This is a genomic window from Megasphaera coli, from assembly GCF_900095855.1.
GTDB lineage: Bacteria > Bacillota > Negativicutes > Veillonellales > Megasphaeraceae > Megasphaera > Megasphaera massiliensis_A.
The window spans coordinates 433,318-455,843 of the sequence record NZ_FMIY01000002.1; the positions used below are offsets into that span (position 1 = coordinate 433,318).

General features: G+C 50.4%; 20 protein-coding genes and 1 riboswitch. Of the genes, 16 read left to right on the forward strand and 4 right to left on the reverse strand.

Going from position 1 to position 22,526, the window contains the following annotated elements; translation table 11 throughout:
- Positions 1-11 precede the first annotated feature (11 nt).
- On the forward strand, positions 12-1,289 hold the full coding sequence (locus tag BQ2674_RS02480; protein ID WP_075572287.1) for an SLC13 family permease: 1,278 nt from the start codon (positions 12-14) through the stop codon (positions 1,287-1,289).
- A gap of 20 nt (positions 1,290-1,309) precedes the next feature.
- Positions 1,310-2,209 (forward strand): hydroxymethylglutaryl-CoA lyase, encoded by a 900-nt coding sequence (locus tag BQ2674_RS02485; protein ID WP_075572288.1) that lies wholly within the window; start codon positions 1,310-1,312, stop codon positions 2,207-2,209.
- A gap of 111 nt (positions 2,210-2,320) precedes the next feature.
- Here BQ2674_RS02485 and fba read toward each other — a convergent pair whose 3' ends face one another.
- Both fba and BQ2674_RS02495 read right to left on the reverse strand, forming a co-directional pair.
- Positions 2,321-3,289: a class II fructose-1,6-bisphosphate aldolase gene (fba, locus tag BQ2674_RS02490; RefSeq protein ID WP_075572289.1), complete on the reverse strand. Its 969-nt coding sequence runs from the start codon at positions 3,287-3,289 to the stop codon at positions 2,321-2,323.
- Between the two features lie 12 nt (positions 3,290-3,301).
- Entirely contained in the window at positions 3,302-4,192 is an 891-nt protein-coding gene (locus tag BQ2674_RS02495) for an RluA family pseudouridine synthase (RefSeq protein WP_075572290.1), read from the reverse strand.
- A gap of 218 nt (positions 4,193-4,410) precedes the next feature.
- On the opposite strand from BQ2674_RS02495, the gene dnaG reads away from it, so the two are divergent.
- On the forward strand, positions 4,411-6,237 hold the full coding sequence (gene dnaG / locus BQ2674_RS02500; protein ID WP_075572291.1) for a DNA primase: 1,827 nt from the start codon (positions 4,411-4,413) through the stop codon (positions 6,235-6,237).
- A complete protein-coding gene (gene rpoD, locus BQ2674_RS02505; protein WP_083222291.1) occupies positions 6,227-7,546 on the forward strand; it encodes an RNA polymerase sigma factor RpoD in 1,320 nt (439 codons plus the stop codon). Before dnaG ends, rpoD begins: the two co-directional genes overlap by 11 nt.
- A gap of 72 nt (positions 7,547-7,618) precedes the next feature.
- Here rpoD and BQ2674_RS02510 read toward each other — a convergent pair whose 3' ends face one another.
- On the reverse strand, positions 7,619-8,272 hold the full coding sequence (locus BQ2674_RS02510; RefSeq protein WP_075572292.1) for a methionine ABC transporter permease: 654 nt from the start codon (positions 8,270-8,272) through the stop codon (positions 7,619-7,621).
- Positions 8,253-9,296, reverse strand: coding sequence for a methionine ABC transporter ATP-binding protein (locus BQ2674_RS02515; protein WP_075572293.1), 1,044 nt, complete (start codon positions 9,294-9,296; stop codon positions 8,253-8,255). The genes BQ2674_RS02510 and BQ2674_RS02515 overlap by 20 nt, the downstream gene beginning before the upstream one ends.
- Before the next feature lie 77 nt (positions 9,297-9,373).
- Positions 9,374-9,470: riboswitch (SAM riboswitch) on the reverse strand.
- A 171-nt stretch (positions 9,471-9,641) separates the two neighbouring features.
- On the opposite strand from BQ2674_RS02515, the gene hpf reads away from it, so the two are divergent.
- The 12 genes from hpf (at position 9,642) to prdA (ending at position 22,514) form a co-directional block, all read left to right on the forward strand.
- On the forward strand, positions 9,642-10,166 hold the full coding sequence (gene hpf, locus BQ2674_RS02520) for a ribosome hibernation-promoting factor, HPF/YfiA family (protein WP_075572294.1): 525 nt from the start codon (positions 9,642-9,644) through the stop codon (positions 10,164-10,166).
- Between the two features lie 224 nt (positions 10,167-10,390).
- Entirely contained in the window at positions 10,391-11,290 is a 900-nt protein-coding gene (locus BQ2674_RS02525; RefSeq protein WP_235828790.1) for a phosphate ABC transporter substrate-binding protein, read from the forward strand.
- A 5-nt stretch (positions 11,291-11,295) separates the two neighbouring features.
- Complete coding sequence (gene pstC / locus BQ2674_RS02530; protein WP_075572295.1) at positions 11,296-12,162, forward strand: phosphate ABC transporter permease subunit PstC; 867 nt, start codon at positions 11,296-11,298, stop codon at positions 12,160-12,162.
- A complete protein-coding gene (locus tag BQ2674_RS02535; RefSeq protein ID WP_075572296.1) occupies positions 12,159-12,974 on the forward strand; it encodes a PstA family ABC transporter permease in 816 nt (271 codons plus the stop codon). Before pstC ends, BQ2674_RS02535 begins: the two co-directional genes overlap by 4 nt.
- A gap of 2 nt (positions 12,975-12,976) precedes the next feature.
- Entirely contained in the window at positions 12,977-13,720 is a 744-nt protein-coding gene (locus BQ2674_RS02540) for a phosphate ABC transporter ATP-binding protein (protein WP_075572297.1), read from the forward strand.
- Positions 13,721-13,840: 120 nt separating this feature from the next.
- Positions 13,841-14,431 carry a sulfurtransferase-like selenium metabolism protein YedF gene (yedF, locus tag BQ2674_RS02545; protein ID WP_075572298.1) on the forward strand — a complete coding sequence of 197 codons (591 nt, stop codon included), beginning with the start codon at positions 13,841-13,843 and terminating at the stop codon, positions 14,429-14,431.
- On the forward strand, positions 14,431-14,697 hold the full coding sequence (locus BQ2674_RS02550) for a DUF3343 domain-containing protein (protein ID WP_075572299.1): 267 nt from the start codon (positions 14,431-14,433) through the stop codon (positions 14,695-14,697). The genes yedF and BQ2674_RS02550 overlap by 1 nt, the downstream gene beginning before the upstream one ends.
- 40 nt (positions 14,698-14,737) lie before the next feature.
- Positions 14,738-16,141, forward strand: a complete 1,404-nt coding sequence (gene selA, locus BQ2674_RS02555) for an L-seryl-tRNA(Sec) selenium transferase (protein ID WP_075572300.1) — start codon at positions 14,738-14,740, stop codon at positions 16,139-16,141.
- Between the two features lie 223 nt (positions 16,142-16,364).
- The gene (gene tnpA / locus BQ2674_RS02560) at positions 16,365-16,829 is read left to right on the forward strand and encodes an IS200/IS605 family transposase (RefSeq protein WP_075572107.1); all 465 of its coding nucleotides are present in this window, start codon (positions 16,365-16,367) and stop codon (positions 16,827-16,829) included.
- Between the two features lie 463 nt (positions 16,830-17,292).
- Positions 17,293-19,020, forward strand: a complete 1,728-nt coding sequence (locus BQ2674_RS02565) for a proline--tRNA ligase (protein ID WP_075572301.1) — start codon at positions 17,293-17,295, stop codon at positions 19,018-19,020.
- Between the two features lie 260 nt (positions 19,021-19,280).
- Entirely contained in the window at positions 19,281-20,570 is a 1,290-nt protein-coding gene (prdC, locus tag BQ2674_RS02570; protein ID WP_187364826.1) for a proline reductase-associated electron transfer protein PrdC, read from the forward strand.
- A gap of 24 nt (positions 20,571-20,594) precedes the next feature.
- Entirely contained in the window at positions 20,595-22,514 is a 1,920-nt protein-coding gene (prdA, locus tag BQ2674_RS02575) for a D-proline reductase (dithiol) proprotein PrdA (RefSeq protein ID WP_075572302.1), read from the forward strand.
- Positions 22,515-22,526: the final 12 nt, after the last annotated feature.

Sequence of the window (22,526 nt, forward strand, 5' to 3'; positions counted from 1 at the left end):
GAGAGAATACCATGGTTGCGGATATGGCTTCACTTATCGTTTTTATCGGTATTATCGGCATAGCCTTTTGGCGAAAAAATAATATCGGCATTCTTGCGCTGTCTGCCGGCGTCGTTCTTGTCAATGCCGTCGGCATGCCTGAAAAGGTGCTTATCGGCGGTATCAGCGCATCCCTGTTTATTACGCTCGTCGGTATTACGCTCCTGTTTTCCATCGTCATCGATACGGGGGCCCTGGACTTATTGGCCAGAAAGGTAATTGCCACGGCAGGAGAACGGATGTGGGTCTTGCCGATTCTGATTTTTATAGCCGGCTTTACCGTCGTTTCCGTCGGGCCCGGCGGGGTTCCCGCTCTGGCTATTATTCCGCCGCTTGCCGCATCGATTGCCGTACGTGTGGGATTTCATCCGATTATGCTCATCCTCATCGGCATTTGCGGCATGACGGCCGGACGCTTTTCGCCGATTACGCCCGAATCGGCCATCGTTGCGGAAGCCGTCATGAAGGCGGGACTTAACGGTAGCGATATTATTCCTGCCCTCATGGTGAGTGTCGCCTTTGCCAATTTTCTCGCTGCTTTGGTTCTGTATGTAATTTACGGCGGTTATAAATTAAAACGGCCCCTACAAAAGTTGGAAACGAGTGTGGAAGCTTTTTCGACACGGCAAATTGTCTCCTTATCGGGAATTGTCGCTATGCTGGTGCTCGTCGTCTGTTTTCATGTTACTCTCGGCCTGGCCGCTTTATTGGTATCGGGCGTGCTCCTCTTCTGCCACGTGGCGGAAGATTCGACTGTAGTGAAAATGATTCCCTGGTCAACCATCGTCATGGTATTGGGTGTAGGTGCCCTGCTCAGCGTCGTCAACAAGTTGGGCGGCATTGAACTGATGAACGACTTCATGGCGTCCGTCATGACCGAGTCTACGGCGATTCCTGCAATGGGCATATCTGCAGGGCTGCTCAGTTTCGTCAGTTCCGCCTTGGGCGTAGTGTATCCGACGATGATGCCTATGTGCGTCGATATTGCCCGTCAGATCGGTAACGTAAATCCTGTGGCCATGATGTCGGCCGTTGCCGCAGGCGGTGCCGTGAGCGGCATATCGCCGGCTTCAACGGGAGGCGCTTTAATACTGGCTGCCGTTGCGGGGAGTTATAAGGAAAAATATACGAAAGAAGTGGAAGGAAAGTATTTTCTGGAATTACTCATTGTTGCGGCGGCGGGATTGGTCTTGTTTGTGACCGTAGCGGCCCTTACCTTTAACTTTATTGCCGATATGATGTGTCCGTAATTTCAGAGAGGTGGATAATCGTGTCTTTTCCCAAGCGTGTACGTATTCAGGAATGTTGTCCCCGGGACGGATGGCAGAATCATAGCGACTTTATTCCGACGGAGACGAAAATAAAATACATAAAAAAGATGATTGACTGCGGCATTAAGATGATGGAAGTGACGAGTTTCGTCAATCCGAAAGTCATGCCTCAAATGACCGATGCGAAAGAAGTGTATAGAGATGTTAAAGACTATGCCTCGTCCCGTGACGTTACCTTGACGGCATTGGCTTTAAATAAGAGAGGCGTCGAAGATGCCGAGGCTGCAGGCGTAAGGACGGTGGAATTCGTACTCAGTGCCAGCGAAGAGCATAATTTACGCAATTCCCGCTGCACTGTCGAAGAGAGCCTGAACACGTTTAAAGAGCTGGCGTCTCATTCGGAAGGACTGGACGTAATCCTTTGCCTGCCTTGTGTATTCGGCTCCCCCTTCGGTGATGAAATTTCCTTGGAGCGGCTGCGGAAGATTATCGACGTAGCCCGCAGCGTAGGTGTGGAATCCTTCGGATTGGCCGATACGGCAGGCATATCCGCGCCTGATCATACGCGGGAAATATTACGCTTTTTTGCAAATTATGCCGATATCAGTAAAATCAGTGTTCACTTCCATGACACGTACGGTATGGGCATTGCCAATGCGTACGTCGCACTGGAAGAAGGATTTACCCGTTTGGATTCTTCCTTGGCGGCCATGGGAGGATGCCCTTTTTCTCCCGGAGCCAAAGGAAATATTTCGACAGAAGATCTGGTTTACATGTGCGAGGCCATGGGCATAGAAACGGGATGCGATTTGCCGGCCCTGGCTCAAACGGCGAAAAGCATGTGTAACGATATTCATGCCGACTTGGGCGGCAGCTTCAGCTTGGCCTGCTGCGATTGATCGTGACAAAAAGAAAATTAACTATCCGGTTTAATATCTTTTTCCATGATAAAGCCCGGACATTCTGCACGCAGAATGTCCGGGCTTATCCGCTATAAAATAAAAGCTGTATTATGCTTTGTTTTCCGAGCCTAATACTTCCTTAATTTTGTGTTTTACAATGTCCTTGACGAATTGACGGCCGTCTTTTAAGTATTGGCGCGGATCGAAGTGATCCGGATGGGCCGTGAGATGCTGCCGTACACCTGCCGTCAGGGCAAGACGCAGATCCGAATCGACGTTGATCTTGCACACGGCCAGAGATGCCGCACGGCGCAGCTGGTCTTCAGGGATGCCGATGGCTTCGTCCAGCCTGCCGCCGTTGGCATTGATGATTTTAACGTATTCCGGGACGACCGACGATGCACCGTGGAGGACGATGGGGAAGTCGGGCAGGCGTTTCGCTACTTTTTCGAGAATGTCGAAGCGCAGTGTAGGCGGCACGTAAACACCGTCTTTGGTGAGCGTACATTGTTCGGGCCTGAATTTATACGCGCCGTGGCTCGTGCCGATGGCGATGGCCAGAGAATCGACACCTGTCCGCTCGACAAATTCTTCAACCTCTTCAGGCCGGGTATACGACGCTTCGTCGTCGGCGACCTTGACATCGTCTTCAATACCTGCAAGCTTGCCGAGTTCCGCCTCTACAACGACGCCGTGCGCATGTGCGTATTCGACGACCCGTTTGGCCAGTTCAATGTTTTCGTCAAACTCATACTGGGAGCCGTCGATCATGACGGACGTAAAGCCGCCGTCAATGCAGTCCTTACACGTTTCAAAATCGGCACCGTGGTCGAGATGAAGGGCCATGGGGATGTTCGGAAATTCTTCCAGCGCCGCTTTGACGAGATGCTTCAGGTATGCGGGCTTCGCATATTTGCGCGCTCCTGCCGACGCCTGAAGAATGACGGGCGAGTTCATATCTCCCGCCGCTTCCGTGACGGCCTGGACGATTTCCATGTTGTTGATGTTGAAGGCGCCGACGGCATAATGGCCGGCGTAGGCTTTTTTGAACATTTCCGTAGTAGTAACTAAGGGCATTTGTGTTCCTCCTTAAATTGTATGAGTCTTAAAATCCCAGCCGGCCTTTTGCACTAAGCTGTGCATATCCGCCGGCAGGGGTGAGTAAACGGCAATGATTTTTTTGGTCACAGGATGCAGAAATTGCATGCGCCAAGCGTGCAGCCCCTGCCGCCGTAAGAGCTCCCGACCGCCGCCGTAGAGATCGTCGCCTACAAGGGGGTGGCCCAAATAAGCGCTGTGTACACGAATTTGGTGTGTCCGTCCCGTCGCAAGGATAACTTGGACGAGACTGTACGTCTTATTTGCTTCGAGACGAAAAAAATCCGAGTGAGCCGGTTTTCCGTCCGGGCAGGTGCAGCGCTTAATAATGCTTTCCGGATCCCGGCCGACAGGCGCGTGAACCGTTGCCATGGCAGCCGGAAAAAATCCTTCCGTCAGAGCCAAATAAGAGCGCTTATAAAAGCGGTCCTTGCCGTCGAAGAGATGTTGAATATGGGGATACTTGGCAATGAGACAGAGGCCGGATGTATTTCTGTCCAGGCGGTGCATGGGATGGTAAGAAAGAGTAAGGCCCCGCTTTCCATAATAATACATGACCGCGTTTGCCAAGGTGCCGGTCCGTTCGCCGCTCGTTTGGTGCATGAGCATTCCCGCCGGCTTATTAACGACGAGGAGCCAATCATCCTCGTAGGCAATATCGAGATCGATGGGCTCCGCCGCAACGGTATCCGCCGCGGGGAAGGTGACTTCGATGACATCTCCTTCTTCTACAAGGACGCGCAAATCCGTTGCCGTACCGTTTCGCCTGCAAAGACCTTCATGCTTAATGCGGCGGCGCATGCCGGCGGATATGCCGAAATGACGCAGCGCACCTGCTACGGACGTGGGCTTATGCAGCTGTCCTACTGTAAATCGAATCATTTGACACTTCTCCGGAATGAGAATTCTTCGCTCCTGCCGTATACATATTATACAGAATTGATGTCGATAAATCCATATAAAAGGCCGGTCATGAAGCCTTCCCGCATGATTATAAGCGGAAATTGGCAAAGGCAGGCCGAAAAAAGCAGGAAATAAAGCATATCCATAGAATAGTATATAAAGCATAATAAATTGGACAGTACAGGTGAGCTGCGACGATGAGATTTTCAGATGAATTTATCGAACAAGTACGGCAGGCAAACGATATTGTCTCCGTTATTTCGGACTATGTAAGTCTGAAGCGGAGGGGGAGTAATTTTTGGGCCTGCTGTCCTTTTCATAATGAAAAGACCGCGTCTTTCAGCGTTGCTGCCGATAAGGGCTTTTTTTATTGTTTCGGCTGCCATGCTGCCGGTGATGTGTTCAAGTTTATTATGAAAAGAGAAAACCTCACTTTCGGCGAAGCCGTACAGAGACTTGCCGAAAGAGCGCACATTCCCTTGCCCGAAGCGGAACGGACGGAAGAGGAAAAGAAGCGGGACCGCATGAGGCAGCGCCTCTTTTCCATAAACGAGATGGCCTGCAGCTTCTTTCATAATTGTCTCGTCAAGACGAAGTACGGCGAACCGGGACTGGCTTATTTCAAGCAGCGCGGCCTTACGGAACAGACTATTCGCGACTTTCGTCTCGGCTTTGCACCGGACAGCTGGAATAAGTTGTCCGACGCGTTCATGAAAAAGGGAATAAGCGGCAAAGAGCTGGTGAAATTAGGGCTGGCTAAAGAAAAAAACGGCCGTTATTACGATGCTTTTCGCAATCGTGTTATCTTTCCCATTTACGACGGCCGGAATCGGGTCGTCGGCTTCGGCGGCCGCGTTCTCGGCGACAGTAAGCCGAAGTATTTGAATTCGCCGGAAACACCGGTTTTCAATAAGCGGCAAATTCTTTTCGCCTTCAACAAGGCTCATCGCTCCGTGTACAGCGAAGGCAGGGCGGTTCTCGTCGAAGGCTATATGGATGTCGTTTCCGCCCACAACCGCGGTGTTACGAATGTAGTGGCTTCGCTGGGAACGTCCTTTACGGCCGAACAGGCACGGCTCCTGCAGCGTCAGGCAAAGGAACTCATCCTTGCCTACGACATGGATAATGCCGGCAGGCAGGCGACGCTGCGGGCCATGGAAATCGTGCGCACCCTGGGTATGAATATTCGCGTTCTCTCTCTCCCTGACGGCAAGGACCCGGACGAGTATATTAACGCTCACGGGGAAGCGGCCTTTAAAGAGGCCCTGGCCGGTGCGCCGAACGTTCTCGATTACATGCTTTACACGAGCCTGCGGGAGAACGACGCAGCCACGCTGGAAGGAAAGTCGGCCGTTACGGCGGCGGTTATGCCCGTCCTCGTGCAGACGGACAGCCCCATTATCGTGGAAGCCTTCATGAAGAAGATGGCTGAACGTCTGCAGATCGATGAAAACGCCGTGCGCAGTGAGTACAACGCCTATGTGCGCGCTCATCCTGAAGCCGGCGGCAGACAGGTTGTCATTTCCCGTGCCGTGTCAAGGCAAAATGCGGCCGCCCGCGGCGTAAACTCCATGGCCGTGGCGGAAGAAAACATTTTGCGTTATCTTCTGGAGCATCCCGGCTTTTACGGGTCCGTAAAGGAAAAAATAGTACCGACCTATTTTACCGACTTGAAGCGCCGCGGCGTTTATGAGAAAATAGACCGGCAACACACGGCAAACGGCACCTATTCGCTCCAATCCGTACAGGAAGAGCTGACAGCGGAAGAAAGTGAAGAACTGGCGCGTATTATGGTCCTTGAGGACGTACCCATCGACGAGCATGTGCTCTTTGATTACGTGCTGCGTTTCCAGCTGGCAAGTGTGCAGGCGGAATACCGTGTACACAGCGCTTTGGCCGCCGAATACAGTGTGCACGACGACGGACGCTTAAAAGAAGAATTGGCCATATGTAAAGAGTTGAATGAAAAAATAAAACAACTGATTTTGTCTGCAAAGAAAGGAGCGCACACTAATGGCAACTAAGAAAAAAGAAGCGGAAGAACAAGCCGTGTCGGCGGAAAAAACTGCAGCCGTCGCGGAAGAAAGCGCCCCCGTAAAGCAGGCCGCCGCAAAGAAGGCAACGAAAAAAAAGCAAACTGCAAAGACGGCGAAGACCGCGTCCAAGAAGAAAGCGGAAAAAAAGAGAATTTCCGATGAAGAACGACGGACCCGCTCGTTGGAACATATTCAGGAACTTTGCGAAAAGGGCAAGGGGCAAGGTTGTTTGACGTACACGGAAATCATGAATGCCATGGGCGAGTACGACATGACGGCCGACGAAATGGATCGTATGTATGAATATTTTGCCGACAACGGCATCGATATTATCGGCGAGTCGGAGCAGATCAACGGGAACGAAAGCATAAATGACGACGAAGACGAAAAAGACGATAAATCGGTCAATGTCAACCTGTCCGTGCCGGAAGGCGTCAATATTGATGACCCGGTTCGCATGTATTTGAAAGAAATCGGCCGCGTTCCACTTTTGTCGGCAGAAGAAGAAATTATACTGGCGAAGCGCATTGAAGCGGGCAACGGCGAAACCGCGACAGCTGAAGAAATAAGCGTCGGCAACTTGGCGAAGAAAAAATTGACTGATGCCAACTTGCGCCTCGTTGTCAGCATTGCCAAGCGGTATGTAGGAAGGGGCATGCTTTTTCTCGACCTCATTCAGGAAGGGAATCTGGGCCTTTTAAAAGCCGTTGAAAAGTTTGATTACAGCAAGGGCTATAAATTCAGTACATATGCGACCTGGTGGATTCGTCAGGCCATTACGCGCGCCATTGCCGACCAGGCGCGGACCATCCGTATTCCCGTTCACATGGTGGAAACAATCAATAAACTTATCCGCATTTCCCGGCAACTCCTGCAGGATAAGGGACGCGAACCCTTGCCGGAAGAGATTGCGGAAAAAATGGGCGTTTCCGTTGAACGGGTACGGGAAATTATGAAGATTGCTCAAGAGCCGGTTTCCCTGGAAACGCCCATTGGTGAAGAAGAAGATTCTCACTTGGGCGATTTCATTGAAGACCATGAAGCGATTGCTCCCGATGACGCGGCATCCTTCATTTTGCTCAAAGAACAGATAGAAGATGTATTTTCATGCCTTACGGACAGAGAACGGAAGGTCCTTTACTTGCGCTTCGGCCTGAAAGACGGCCGGCCGCGGACCTTGGAAGAAGTAGGACAGCACTTCAATGTTACGCGTGAACGTATTCGCCAGATTGAAGGAAAGGCGCTCAGCAAACTGCGTAACTGGGGCAAGCGGGAAAAGATTAAAGACTTCTTGTAAGTATATGCAGAATAGAAAAGGGCGACCCCGACGGTTTATCCGGGGCGCCCTTTTCGTATAGCCGTAAAGAGGTTACTTCTTGTTCGTTTTATGAGAGAGGAAATCGCCGCATGCCTGAATGAGGTTGACACCGATGATCAGGATAACGATAGTTGCCAACATGACATCGGCGCGGAAACGCTGATAGCCGTAGCGGATGGCAATGTCGCCGAGGCCGCCGCCGCCGATGGCGCCGGCCATGGCGGAGGAGCCGATGAGATTGACGACGAGAACCGTAATGTTGTTGATCAGCGTGGGCAAGGCTTCGGGAAGTAAAACCTTATAAATGATTTGCAAAGGGCTTGCCCCCATGGACTGGGCCGCTTCAACGAGGCCGTAGTCGACGTCGCGCACGGACGTTTCCACGAGACGGCTTAAGAAAGGAATAGCCACGATTGTCAAGGGCACGCAAGCTGCCGTCGTACCGATGGACGTACCGGCGACTATTCTCGTAAAGGGAATGATGGCTACCATGAGGATGATGAAGGGGATCGAGCGGATGATATTGATGACCGTGCCTAATACACGGTTGATGAAGGCATTTTCCAGAATGTGTCCGCGGCTTGTAGTGACCAGCGTAATGCCCAGCGGAATGCCGACAGCCGTTGCAATGCACGTAGAGACGGCGACCATGATGGCTGTTTCTTCAATACCTTGGAGGAGAAGTTTAATTATTTCCGGGGACATAGCCGAGTACCTCACTTTCTACGGGAAGGGTCTTAATGTAAGAAAAAGCCTTTGCCTGCGTTTCCATACTGCCGCTGATGACGACGATTAAGTAACCGAACGGTTCATCCTGAATGTAATCGATGTTGCCGTAGAGGACGCTCAAGTCCGCGTCGGAATGGCGAATGACATTGGCCATGAGCGGTTCATTCGTGACACTTCCCTTAAAACGCAGGCGTACGAGCATGTTGCGGCCTTCTGCAGGCTGGTCCGTCACGCCGAGTCGTGTAATTCCTTCCGGTACTTCCACATTGATGACGGATTTTACAAACTCCCGCATCGTTTCGGACTGCGGGTTTGTAAAGATGTCGACGACGCGGCCGCATTCTTTAATGACGCCGCCTTCGATGACGGCCACACGGTTGCAAATGTCCTTGATGACGGCCATTTCATGCGTAATAATGATAATTGTAATGCCCAGGCGCTTATTAATATCCTGGAGCAGTGTGAGAATGGAATGGGTTGTCTGCGGGTCCAGGGCCGATGTCGCTTCGTCGCAGAGTAAAAGCTTCGGATCGCTGGCTAAGGCGCGGGCTATACCGACACGCTGCTTTTGGCCGCCTGAAAGCTGAGACGGATAGTTATACTGCCGATCCGTCAGACCGACGAGTTCGAGGAGGCCTTCCACCTTATTGCGAATAATGTCCTTCGGCGTGCCCGTAAGTTCCAGGGGAAAGGCAATATTGTCAAAAACCGTGCGGGAAGAAAGCAAATTGAAATGTTGAAAGATCATGCCGATAGATTTTCTTTCTTGCCGCAGTTGCAAGTCCGATAGGGTCGTCATGTCCCTGCCGTCGATGATGACTTTGCCCGTTGTCGGCCGTTCCAACATATTGATGCAGCGTACGAGCGTCGATTTGCCGGCGCCGCTCTTGCCGATAATACCGAAAATCTCGCCGGCCTTTACGGACAGGTCAATCCCCTTTAAGGCTTTAACCTGCGTTTTGGTGCCGTACGTTTTGGTAATATGCTCCAGTGTAATCACGAAATCCACTCCTTTAAAAGGAAAAACTCAAAAGGGCAACAAAAAAACCGTCAACAGATGACGGCAATACGTATACAGCTTCATCTGTCGGAAAATCCGATGGAATTGGCACCTTCCCGAACGGGGGTTGCCGCAGCGTCATAGGGCCAATCCCTCGGCTGCTCTGGATGAACGGATTATGATGTTGTCGGAAATGATAGTATCATGAATGGGCGCCCTTGTCAAACGTGCCGAAAAGGGGGAAATTCTTTTTTACAGCAGGATATAAGCGGCATTTGTTGAATAGTATAAATAGAAAATTCTGTCGTTGTACAGGCGGGATTGCAAGGAAAAGGAGGTTTTATTATGGCAACTATTGTCAGAGGAAAGAACTTGGAAGTAACACAGGCCTTAAAGGAATATGTGCTGAAGCACGAAAAGAAGATTACCAAATATTTTGACAGTGAAATAAATCTGCAAGCCATGCTTGCTGTAGAAAAAGAGCGCAAATCCGTGGAGCTTACGCTGAAAGTGGACGGTGTCGTCCTGCGCGTCGTCGAAGGCAATGAAGACATGTATGCCGCCATTGACGTCGTCTTCGACAAGATGGTGCGGCAAATTCATAAATATAAGACCCGTATTGCCCGCCGTATTAAGAGCGGTTCTTTCCAGACACAGTTGGCTACGGAATCACCTGAATCGGAAGAAGTTTTTGAAGTGGTTCGCCGCAAGAAATTCGCTCCCCGCCCGATGGACGTGGAAGAAGCTATTTTACAGATGAACTTGGTAGGCCATGATTTCTTTGTTTTTCTCAATTCGGAAACGGAAGCGATCAGCGTCGTATATAAACGTAAACACGGCACGTACGGTCTCATCGAACCGGAAATGTAACAGGTCTGCAGTAAGTTTTCAGCCGCCCTCTGCGTAGGGCGGCTTTTGTGTATCGTTTTTAAGGCCGAATAAACAAGTCTCATTGATTATTTATTTTAATAAATGATATATATGTGTCAAGATTATTAATAGAAATTGACCGGCCGTATATTCCTACAGTATTATATAATATTGAAAAAGTGCCTTTTTACGGTACTTATTATTACGTGAATGAGGTGTATATAGTGGTGAAAAAAAGATTGATTACGGCATTTTTATTGATCGGTGCCATGTTTGTGGTAGCAGCCTGCGGTAACGGCGAAAAGTCGAAGGAAGGTGCCGGGAAGAGCGCGCAAATCGCTTTTAACGGTTCTTCCACGTTGGCACCGGTCGTTTCCAAAGTTGCGACCGATTTTACGGAAAAAAATGTAAAGTGGAATAAAGTCGATTCATCCCTTCCCGATGAAAATATTACGATTTATGTTTCTTCCGGCGGCTCCGGTGCGGGCATTAAAGCCGTTCTCGACAAGACTGCCGACTTCGGCCTTGTAGCGCGGGAAGTAAAGGACGGCGAAAAACAGAAGATTAAGGACTACAAGGAATATAAGGTCGGCATCGATGCTCTGACTATTGCGGTCAATCCGAATAACCCCATTACCAAGATTAAAGATAATTTGACGAGCGAACAGATTAAGAAGATTTTCTCCGGCGAATATAAGACGTGGAACGAAGTGGATCCGTCTTTACCGGCTAACGAAATCGTCGTTGTAACACGTGATCTCGGCGGCGGTGCGCATGAAGTATTCCAGCAGAAAATTATGGGCGACACGAAGGTAACGGAAAAAGCCGTGCAGGCTCCGTCTATGGGCGCTCTCGTAGCGAAGATTATTGAAAATGAAAATGCCATCGGCTATGCGTCGTACGGAGTGTCCAAGCAAAACGAAGGCAAGCTTTTCCGGCTTAAAGTTGACGGCGTGGCGGCTGCACCCGATACGATTACGGACGGTTCCTATAAGATTCAGCGGCCTTTGCTCATCGTCGGCAGCGGCGAATTGAAGGCTATTCAGAAGGCATTTATGGATTATCTCCGTTCCGACGCGGGTATGGCTGTAATCGAAAATATGGGCTTTATCCCTGTTAAATAAGTCTCATGAAAACCGGAGGAAGTATTATAAGAGGAGCCGTAACAGTGACGGCGCTGCTGACAATCGGCGTTTTCCTGTTCCTATTCCTCTTTATCGGTTATGAAGGAATGCCCGTCTTTTCCCTGACCGGCGGGTACACGTTTTTATTTACAACCGCCTGGAATCCGACGGCGGCACGCCCGGAGCTGGGAATCGGTACGATGATTGCCGGCAGCCTCTACGTTTCTTTTCTTGCCGTTCTCATGGCCTTGCCTTGCGGCGTGGGCTGCGCCGTGTATATCATCTTTTGCGCACCCCGACGGTGGCGGGAAATGCTCCTTTCTTTCATTGATTTAATTGCCGGTGTGCCTTCCGTTATTTTCGGCTTCATCGGCCTGACGACGGTGGTCAGGTTTATGGAACGAAGCCTGTCCGTGTCGACGGGCGAGTGCGTCCTTGCGGCGGCCGTCGTTTTGGCCGTTATGATTTTGCCCTTTATTGTCGCCAATTGTGCCGAATCCGTGTGCTCCGGCAGAGAACGCTATGAAGAGGCGTCTCTTGCTCTCGGCGTCGACAAATGGCACATGATTATGCATCTTTTGCCCCGTCATTTGAGGGAAGCGCTGACAGTTTCTCTTATCCTTTCTTTTGCCCGGGCCACGGGTGAAACCATGGCCGTCATGATGGTTATGGGAAATGCGGCCGTCATGCCGACACTTCTGGGTAAGGGCGAGTCCGTGCCGGCGCTCATCGCTTTGGAAATGGGCAGTGCCGAATACGGCAGTCCTCATTATCATGCCCTCTATGCGGCAGGTATGGTGCTCATGGCCGTGCTCATATTGTCAAACCTTCTTTTCTATTACATTAAAAGACGGGGAGGCGGAGAGCGGTGAAGAGGGCGGGACTTATCTTTTTCGTCTATGTGACGGCTTTTCTCGTCCTTGCGGCGACGGCCTTTATTTTTGTGAAAATCCTTGCCGAAGGGATCCGGGTTATGACCTGGGACTTTATCTTCGAATTTCCCCAAGGTATGCCGCCCGGTACGGCCGGCGGCATTTTTCCGGCTATCGTCGGCTCGCTGCTGTCGGGCCTCGTCGCGGCGGTTGTGGCGTCCTTTACGGCCATTGCCCTTGCGGCGTGGCTGACTTTCTTCTGTATGAACAGGACGGTTTACAGGATTTGCCGTTTTTGCACGGAATGCGTATCGGGCATACCGTCTATCTTGCTCGGCCTTTTCGGGTACAGTTTTTTTCTCATGCATTTGGGCGTGCCCAAAAGCGTATTGACGGCGGGCCTGACCTTGGCGATTATGATCGTTCCCTTTATAGCCGTTCGGGCAGAGAAGATTTTTCGCGAATTTTCTGTCGCTCAAATCGAGGCGGCTGAAGCGCTGGGTGTATCAAAGGCCTATATTCTCGTGACGCTCATTATACGGAAGCAAGTGCGGCAGCTGGCTACGACCGTTGCTCTGGCAACGGCTTACGCCATGGGAGCGGCGGCACCGGTCATGTTTACGGGAGCCGTCCTGTACGCTCGTGAATTGCCGGGCCTTGCGGATCCTTTTATGTCCCTGCCGTATCACCTGTACATCCTCGTCAGCGAGGGCTATTCCTTAAACATGGCATACGGCACGGCCTTCGTCCTGCTTATTATGCTTCTGGGGATCAACATTCTGTGTCGCTTTGCCGGAAGATCGGGGAGGTAAGGATGGAACGCGAAATTTCTATACAAAATGTGTCCGTTTCAGCCGGTAAAAAAGATATTTTGCAGAAAGTGAATCTGGACATTTACAAGCATGCCGTTACGGCCGTTATCGGCATGTCCGGCTGCGGTAAGACGACACTCCTGCGGACACTTAACCGCATGCACGGTCCGGCCCTTCACTTGTCGTCCGGACAGATTCTTTTGGGCGGCTGCAATATATTCGGCATGCCCATAGGCGACGTGCGCAAGCAAATAGGCCTCATTCAGCAGCAGCCGACGGTTTTCCCCTTTTCCGTCCGCAAGAATATGACGTACGCCCTGAATTATCACGGCATTACGGCCAAGGAAGAACAGGAGGAGCGCCTGGAAGAGGCCTTGAGGCAGGTCGGCCTTTATGAAGAAGTAAAGAACAGGCTGAGCGAAGGAGCGGCGGCTCTTTCGGGCGGCCAGCAGCAACGGCTTTGCATAGCCCGTGCCTTGACACTAAGGCCCAAGGTCCTGCTTCTCGACGAACCGTGTTCGGCCCTTGATATAAAGAACACGCTCATCGTGGAGCGTACGCTGAAAAAATTGAAAGAGAATTGCACCATAGTCATTGTGACACACAACCTGTCACAGGCAAAGCGCATTGCCGACTTCGCCGTCTACATGGAAGGCGGTACGGTCGTGGAAACGAAAGAAAGCGGTCAATTATTTTCACAGCCTGCAGATAAGCGTACGCGTGAGTATATGAGCTATATACAATAGGCCGCGCCGGACGCAACTTTCGGTTCCTGTATGTTGAATATGCGCTCCAACGATTCTATAATAAATACGACGCCTTACAGACGTCCCTGATTTCACGAGTTACCTGAGGGGGAACAGAAAATGTTTAAAGTAAATGCCGTAGGCTTGGCTTGCCCGTTGCCTGTCATTGAAACAAGAAAAGCCTTAAAGGATAACGACCGGGTTGAAACGACCGTAGATAATGAAATCGCAACGGAAAATTTACGTAAAATGGCCAATCAACTCGGTTTTACCTATGAATTGAAGAAGGAAAGCGAAAAACGCTTCGTCGTAACTATTACAAAGGCGGACAACGCTGAAAAAGCGGGGCAGCCCGAAGCGGCGACAAAAGACGGCGATGAATATATTGTCGTTATTGATTCCGTGACGATGGGAAACGGTGACGAACAATTCGGCGAGAATTTGATGAAAACATTTATTTACACCCTTACGGAACAGGACGTCTTGCCGAAACAGATTATTTTCTACAACGGCGGGGTTCCTCTCATCACGGAAGAATCGGAAGCTTTGACGGATTTGAAGAAACTTGCCGCTGCAGGAGTTAAGATTTACGGCTGCGGTGCGTGTTTGAATTTCTACGGCTTAACCGATAAAGTCGGAGTCGGTGAAATTACGAATATGTTTGCAATCGTGGAAATGATGCGTAAAGCCTATCGCATCATCAAGCCGTAATGGCCGAGACGGAACGGTACGGTGTAGCGCTCCTGCAATCGACGCGTGATGCCATGACCGTAGAAGAAGCGGCTAAAAAAGCGGGACTTGCGGTCCGAATTATACCGACACCGTCAAAAATTTATGCAAGCTGCGGCTTTTCGCTGAAATACGATCTTGGTGACGAGGCGTGTTTGGCGGACTTGCTGAATGAATTGGGACTTTCCGTCGACGGTTCTTACCATGCCGAACGGAAGGGCTTGTCCGTGTCTTATACGAAGATATAAGTCGACAGCGCAGAAGAAGGAAGAAAGCAGGTGTGAATTCATGGAAGAAACACAAAAAATATTGTCCCGCTTGCCGAAGGTCGATTTATTTTTAAGTCGGCCGTCCGTAAGCACCTTGGCCGAAACGTATTCGGCAGGTCTTGCAAAAGAAGCGGTACAATCCGTTTTGGCGGAGGTACGGCAAGCAATTCTCGCCGGTACGCGTGCGGACATACCGACGGACGGCGAATTGGAAAAAATGGTTTCCGAATACTTGAAAGAGCGGGAGACCTTTCATTTGCGCCGCCTTATCAACGCGACGGGAACGGTTTTGCATACGAATTTGGGACGCTCCATTTTAAGTAAAGCCGTCAGTCGTCACGTGGCGGCAGTTGCAACGAGTTATTCCAACTTGGAGTATGACTTGGAAGCGGGCGGCCGCGGTTCACGGTACAGCCATCTGACACGTATGTTGTGCAGGCTTACGGGGGCCGAAGACGTCCTTGTTGTCAACAACAACGCCGCAGCGGTCATGCTTGTCCTGAATACGCTTGTGCCGGGGAAGGAAGTCGTCATTTCCCGGGGCGAACTTGTGGAGATCGGCGGATTTTTCCGTATTCCCCAGGTTATTGAGCACAGCGGCGGTATAATTCGTGAAGTCGGTACAACGAACAAGACCCACCTGGCCGATTACAAATCGGCCGTTACAGAGAATACGGGTGCTCTCATGAAGGTGCACACCAGCAATTATCACATTATCGGCTTTACTCAGAGCGTAGGTACGGACGAACTGGCCGCTTTGGCGCATGCCGAAGGACTGCCGTTGATCAATGATTTAGGCAGCGGCCTGCTCATTGATATGACCCGCTTCGGCCTTCCTTATGAACCGACCGTCAAGGAAGCCCTGCAGAACGGCTGCGACATTGTCACCTTCAGCGGCGACAAACTTCTCGGCGGTCCGCAGGCGGGGATTATTGTCGGTAAGAAAGAATACATTCAGGCTATGAAAAAAAATCAGCTCCTCCGTGCCCTGCGCGTGGATAAAATGGTCATAGCCGCGTTGGAAGCGACGTTCCGTTCCTACCTCGACGAAGAATGGGCCGTCCGTGAAGTACCGGTTCTGCAAATGCTGGCATTGACCAAGGAAGACTGTTACCGCAAGTGCGAGCAATTTATTGCGGCTCTTGAGGAAGAGCGCCTGCCCGTTACGGCGGAAATAGTCGAAGTGACGGACATGGTCGGCGGCGGCTCCTATCCGGAGTATACCATGCCGAGCTATGCCGTGGCGCTTACCGTAAATGGCGTGGCGGCCGCGGAAATTGAGCGGCGCCTGCGCTTGATGGAAATTCCCGTCATCGCGCGCGTCCAGCATGATAAAGTATGTTTTGCCGTACGGACCATACAGGAAAATGAAGGGCTTATTATTTGCCGCAATTTGGAACGAATTTGTGCGGATCTGGCCTAAAGAGCCATTCCTGCCGAGGCGCGCGTTTTACGTGAAGTGTAATACAGTCCGCAAAGGCCGCAAGGCTTTTGCGCGGCTGTTTATTTGGCGCCGAACAGGCATGACTAAACCCCCAGTTTACTGGGGGAGCAAAAAATACTTATAGAAAAAGAAGGAACCTCCTGTGTTAGAATGATGATGGTCTGGCAACCACATCACATAACGGATAGGAGGTTCACTGTCAATGAATGACGTACAAAGCTTATCACACAGTAAATGGAGATGCAAATACCATATCGTATTTGCGCCCAAATATAGAAGACAAGCTATATATGGGACCATAAAGGTGGATATAGGAAAAATATTGCGGGAGTTGTGCACCCGGAAGCACGTAGAAATACTGGAAGCAGAATGTTGTCCGGATCATATCCACATGCTGGTGACAATACCACCACATCTAAGTGTATCCGGTTTCATGGGATATCTAAAAAGTAAGAGCAGTTTAATGATATTTGATAAACATGCAAACTTAAAATATAAGTATGGCAATAGACATTTCTGGTGTCGGGGGTACTATGTGGACACGGTAGGAAAATACGAAGGTGCGATAAAAACCTATATCCGACAACAACTGCAGGAAGATATAGCACAGGACACGTTGGATTTCAAAGAGTATGTAGACCCGTTTACGGGTAAGAAGAGTACATAAGTAGGCAAAGAAAGAGCCCCCGAGGAGGGGGCTACCAGTAACAGTGATGTGATTGCCGGATTTTATTCAGTGCACCATTTGGTGCTACCACAAGAGATAGACCCTTATAGGGTCAGAGCAAACCACCAGTTCTACTGGTGGTTATGATTTTGACCGAAATCGGTCGTCTTTATAAAAAGGAGGAACTCTTCTTGTGCAGGATGAAGAGATAGCAGACGTGACGGACTATATTAATGAGAACGGCTGCGTGTATGAGCGTATCGTGCCATTGAAGAAACAAATCAATCCGCAGCGCGATAAATTCTGTTAAAAAAATAAAAAAAGCAGATTCATAATAGGGGTACTTGTTTACTCAAAACCATATATGTTATACTTTAATAAATTTAGTGATTTAATTCACGATTCTCTATAACTACTTTACATGGTTTTAGAGAAAGCACACCATAAACAGGAGGTCATGCGTATGTTAGCGTCACAATTATATTGCCCTACCTTGCGGGACGATCCTGCAGAAGCCGATGTTGTCAGTCATAAACTGATGTTGAAGGCCGGTATGATTCGCAAGAGTGCGGCAGGTTTGTATTCTTTCCTGCCCTTAGGGCGTCGGGTCGTACTTAAAATTGAAGCCATTGTACGCCGCGAAATGGATGGAGCAGGGGCGCAGGAGGTTATGATGCCTATTGTACAGCCTGCGGAAATTTGGAAAGAAACGGGTCGCTGGGATGTATACGGACCGGAAATGTTCAAGCTTTCCGACCGCCACGACAACGAATACTGTTTAGGGCCGACGCACGAAGAACTTATAACGACGCTCGTACGCAGTGAACTGCGTTCGTATAAGCAGCTTCCTGTCAACCTCTACCAGATGCAGAACAAGTATCGCGACGAAATTCGGCCGCGTTTCGGTCTCATGCGCAGCCGCGAATTTGTCATGAAGGATGCGTACACCTTTGATATCGACAAGGCGGGCATGATCAAGAGCTATGAAAATATGTATAACGCATATTGCCGTGTCTTTGATGCATGCGGCCTTGACTATCGGCCCGTCCTGGCCGACTCCGGCCAAATCGGCGGTAATTACAGTCATGAATTTATGGCTCTTGCCGAGGCCGGCGAAGCGGACATCGTCACGTGTAATGAATGCGGTTTTGCAGCGAACGTGGAAAAAGCTGTGCCGAAAGCGCTCATAGGAAAAAAAGAAGAGCTGCGGGAAGCGGAATGTTTTGCTACACCGGCATGTGCGACCATACAGGACCTCGTCGAGGTGACGGGTACGCCCGTTGAAAAGACGATTAAGGCCGTTGCCTTCGATATTGACGGCAAACTCGTTCTCGTCATGGTTCGCGGCGATCATGAAGTAAATGACGTAGCCGTACAGAACCTTGTGGGGGGCAACGAAGTAACGCCGGCAACACCCGAACAGCTCCGTGCCCACGGTTTGGAACCGGGCTACATGAGTCCTTTGAATGCAGGAAAGCAGGGTGATGATTTCGTCATCCTGGCGGACGAAACGGTCATGCACATTTATAACGGCGTAACGGGAGCCAATAAACACGGCTACCATTATCGCAACGTAACGCCGTCACGTGACTTTACAAACGTTACGGTCGGTACGGTCCGACTCATTACGGAACACGATGAATGCCCCGAATGCGGCGGTCATGTTCAGTTGACACAGGGAATTGAAGTGGGCCAGGTCTTCGGCTTGGGAACAAAATACTCCGAAGCGCTGCACGCAGGCTTCCTCGACAAAGACGGTCAATCCAGGCCCTTCTACATGGGCTGCTACGGCATCGGCGTCACGCGCACCATGGCGGCGGCTATTGAACAGCTCCATGATGATAACGGCATTATATGGCCCGTCGCCATTGCGCCCTATGAAGCGGTCGTCCTACCGGTCAACGTGAAGGACGCCGAAATGGCGGCCGTTGCGGAAGGCATTTATAAAGAACTGCAGGCCGCAGGTGTCGATGCGATTTTCGACGACAGGGAAGAGCGGGCAGGCGTTAAATTTAACGATGCCGATCTCATCGGTTACCCTGTACGTGTTACCGTCGGCAACACGGTAAAGGACACGGGAGAAGTTGAAATTAAACTGCGCCGTTCCGGTGCGGAAGAACAGGTCACCGTTGCCGAGGCGGCAAAACGTGTTTGTGAAATCCTGACGGAATTACGCAATAAGAATATGTAAGACGCAGTATATGCCTCATATATGTTGAGCGGAAGAGTCCCTTTCCGGGGCTCTTTTTGTTTTGGATTACGGCAGGAAATTTATTAAAAAAACTAATAAAGTGAAATGTATAACGAATATATATAAGGTTGCTTGTAAAATATGGTTTCATGTGATAATATCATAGGCGTGAATAATAAAAATTTTGAAAGGGACGAAATTCATCCCTGAAAAGTTCTTTTATTCACGAAATATATCTGGGAAGGGGGGTGAGAATGAAAATGACAGAGATAAAAATACCACTCAGAATGCACGTCGGCGGTCCCTGTAAACCGATTGTCGAAGCAGGCGATCGCGTGAAGCGGGGACAGCTCATTGCCGAACCTGACGGGCTGGGTGCGAATATTCACGCAAGCTATACGGGTGAAATCAAGGAAATTACGGACAACGAAATTGTCATTACGGCTGATGAAAATCAGGACTTTGATGAATATGTCCGTATTCCCGATACGAAGACGAACCTTGAAGCCATCGCGGCTGCAGGTGTTGTCGGTGCCGGCGGTGCCGGGTTTCCGACGGCTGTTAAGCTGAAGACGGAAATCCCCGAGGGTGCATTTATTGCCAACGCAGCGGAATGTGAACCGCTTTTGGCTCACAACATTCATCAAATCGAAGAAGATGCGGCACAACTGGTTCGCGGCGTCAAGTACTGTATGGAAATTACAAAAGCGCCGAAAGCGTATATCGCTATAAAACCGAAGCATAAAAAAGCGGTCATCGAATTGATTAAAGCGACAAAAGACGAACCGTATATTGACGTCTTCCGTTTGCCCGATATGTATCCGGCCGGTGATGAACGCGTTATCGTTCGCGAAGTCATGGGTATCGAATTGGAACCCGGTCAGTTGCCCGGCACGGTAGGAGCCTGTATCGACAACGTGGAAACGATCAAGAACATTGTTCAGGCAATTGAAGAACGTAAGCCCGTTATCGATAAAGATGTCACCGTTTCGGGGCGCGTACAACGCAAGGAATCGGTTTACGTCAATGTACCTATCGGCACCCCGATGAAGGTTTTGATCGATAAATCGGGCGGTTTTGTTAACCCCCACGGTGAAATCGTAATCGGCGGTCCCATGACGGGAAGACCCGGCTCGGAAGACTCTCCGGTCACCAAGACGAGCGGCGGGTGTCTCGTTGCAATGCCGTTTCCTCAGGAAAAACGCAAAGCGGGCATTCTTATTTGTGAATGCGGCGGTTCGGAAGAACGGCTGACACAAATTGCCGAATCGATGGGTGCCGAAGTAGTTTCCAAAGAACGTTGCAAGAGAATGGTAGAAGTTAATGGACGATACAGATGCGGCTTACCGGGGATATGTCCCGGCCAGGCGGAAAAGGTCATGGCCTTGAAACGAGGCGGTGCGCAAGTATTAGTAGTCGGAACCTGCTCCGAATGAACGAACACCGTTATGGGTGTAGCTCCTAGGTTAGGAGTTCCGGTTTATCATCATACAGACCATGTTCTGCGAGCTGACGGTCACAAGCTGTATCGGTCATTACCATCCACTTAAATTTTCACAAGGAGGATTTAACGAATGTCTATTACAGCTGAAACAGCGCAAGAACATGCAAAAGATCCTGCAGTATTATGCTGCCGCGCTGAAAGCGGTACGGTATTGTCCGCTTCCAACTTGGAGGATCCCAATATTTTCCCGGATTTGGAAGAATCCGGCTTGCTGACAATTCCCGATAATGTATGCCACATCGGCGAAGTTATCGGTGCAACACTCAAAGTAACGGCAGATTCTCTCGTTGCTTTAACTCCCGATATGCTCGACGGCCTTCAGGCTATGGAAGCTCCTGCAGCGGCAGCTGCGGCACCTGAAGAAAAAACGGCAGAGGCCGCACCTGCAGCTGCAGACGTAGCGGCAGCTGTTCCGGTTGCAGGCGCTGCGGTAGCAACTGTAGGCGGCTCCGTACGTATTCATATCGGTGAAGGGAAGAATATCGATCTCGAATTTCCTCTCGGCGGCGGTATTGCGGCTCCCGCGGCTGCAGTTCCGGCAGCAGCTGCAGCGGCAGGTGCCACTTCGGCGGCAACCGGTGAAGCCGTGGCGGCAGTAGCTGCCGAGTCCGCTCAGGAACCCGTTAAGGTTCGTGCACTTCGTCATGACCACTTGAAGATTGAAAATGTCGTCTTCGGCGATGAAACGAAAATTGAAGGTACGACGCTGACAATCCGTAAAGACGGTATTTGTGAAGAAGCCGTTGAAACACAGGAACTCGTTGAACAACTCGAACTCGATATCATCACGCCGGACCGTTACGGTGAAGTTTCCAATACGATTATGGACGTACAGCCGATTGCCACGAAAATGGAAGGCGATTTGGGTGAAGGCATTACCCGTGTATTGGACGGCGTAGTTTTCGTCGTATCCGGTACGGATCATGACGGCGTTCAAATCGGTGAATTCGGTTCTTCCGAAGGCGAAATGGACCGCAACATCATGTGGGGCCGTCCGGGTGCTCCCGACAAGGGTGAAATCTTCATTAAGACGAACGTAACCATCAGAGCGCATTCCAACATGGAACGCCCCGGTCCTTTGGCGGCGCACCGCGCATCCGATTACATTGCGCAGGAAATTCGTGAAGCAATTAAAAAAGCGGATGATTCGTTGGTAGTTGAAAAAGAAGAAATCGTTCAATATCGTCGCCCCGGTAAACCCAAGGTTCTCGTTATCAAAGAAATCATGGGACAGGGTGCGATGCACGATAATCTGATTCTGCCGGTTGAACCGGTCGGTACGTTGGGCGCAAAACCGAACGTCGACCTCGGCAACCTGCCCGTATTGCTCAGCCCGCTTGAACTCGTCGACGGCGGCATTCATGCGTTAACCTGCATCGGGCCCGCTTCCAAAGAAATGTCCCGCCATTACTGGAGAGAACCGCTGGTTCATTTGGCAATGCGCGATGAAGAAATCGACTTGGTCGGCGTCATGCTCGTAGGTTCTCCTCAGGCCAACTCCGATAAGTTCTACGTTTCTCGCCGCGTCGGCCAGACCGTTGAATGCATGGGCATTGACGGTGCTATCGTAACGACGGAAGGTTTCGGCAATAACCACGTTGACTTCGCATCTCATATCGAACAAATCGGTAAACGCGGTGTCAAAGTTGTGGGCGCTTCGTATTGTGCCGTTCAGGGCGCCTTGGTTGTCGGCAATAAGTACATGGGTGCCATGTGCGACAACAACAAGTCCAAGCAGGGCATCGAAAACGAAATCCTGTCCAATAACACGCTCTGCGAAGAAGATGCCGTTCGCCAGCTCGCTATGCTCAAAACCTTGCTCGGCGGCGGTGAAATTAAGGCTGCGGAACGTAAATGGAACAATAACGTCAAGCTGAACAACATTGAAATTATTGAAAAGACGACGGGCAAGAAAGTTCCTCTCGTAGATAACGAACAAGTATTGCCGAAGAGCAAGAAGCGTCTTGAAAAATACGAACCGGAAGCATAAAACTTCTGCGGA

Excerpts from the sequence above, each read along its gene's own strand:
- BQ2674_RS02480 (WP_075572287.1), top strand. The coding sequence starts at position 12 with ATGGTTGCGGATATGGCTTCACTTATCGTTTTTATCGGTATTATCGGC.
- fba (WP_075572289.1), bottom strand. The coding sequence starts at position 3,289 with ATGCCCTTAGTTACTACTACGGAAATGTTCAAAAAAGCCTACGCCGGC.
- BQ2674_RS02495 (WP_075572290.1), bottom strand. The coding sequence starts at position 4,192 with ATGATTCGATTTACAGTAGGACAGCTGCATAAGCCCACGTCCGTAGCA.
- dnaG (WP_075572291.1), top strand. The coding sequence starts at position 4,411 with ATGAGATTTTCAGATGAATTTATCGAACAAGTACGGCAGGCAAACGAT.
- rpoD (WP_083222291.1), top strand. The coding sequence starts at position 6,227 with ATGGCAACTAAGAAAAAAGAAGCGGAAGAACAAGCCGTGTCGGCGGAA.
- BQ2674_RS02510 (WP_075572292.1), bottom strand. The coding sequence starts at position 8,272 with ATGTCCCCGGAAATAATTAAACTTCTCCTCCAAGGTATTGAAGAAACA.
- hpf (WP_075572294.1), top strand. The coding sequence starts at position 9,642 with ATGGCAACTATTGTCAGAGGAAAGAACTTGGAAGTAACACAGGCCTTA.
- pstC (WP_075572295.1), top strand. The coding sequence starts at position 11,296 with ATGAAAACCGGAGGAAGTATTATAAGAGGAGCCGTAACAGTGACGGCG.
- BQ2674_RS02540 (WP_075572297.1), top strand. The coding sequence starts at position 12,977 with ATGGAACGCGAAATTTCTATACAAAATGTGTCCGTTTCAGCCGGTAAA.
- yedF (WP_075572298.1), top strand. The coding sequence starts at position 13,841 with ATGTTTAAAGTAAATGCCGTAGGCTTGGCTTGCCCGTTGCCTGTCATT.
- BQ2674_RS02550 (WP_075572299.1), top strand. The coding sequence starts at position 14,431 with ATGGCCGAGACGGAACGGTACGGTGTAGCGCTCCTGCAATCGACGCGT.
- selA (WP_075572300.1), top strand. The coding sequence starts at position 14,738 with ATGGAAGAAACACAAAAAATATTGTCCCGCTTGCCGAAGGTCGATTTA.
- tnpA (WP_075572107.1), top strand. The coding sequence starts at position 16,365 with ATGAATGACGTACAAAGCTTATCACACAGTAAATGGAGATGCAAATAC.
- BQ2674_RS02565 (WP_075572301.1), top strand. The coding sequence starts at position 17,293 with ATGTTAGCGTCACAATTATATTGCCCTACCTTGCGGGACGATCCTGCA.
- prdA (WP_075572302.1), top strand. The coding sequence starts at position 20,595 with ATGTCTATTACAGCTGAAACAGCGCAAGAACATGCAAAAGATCCTGCA.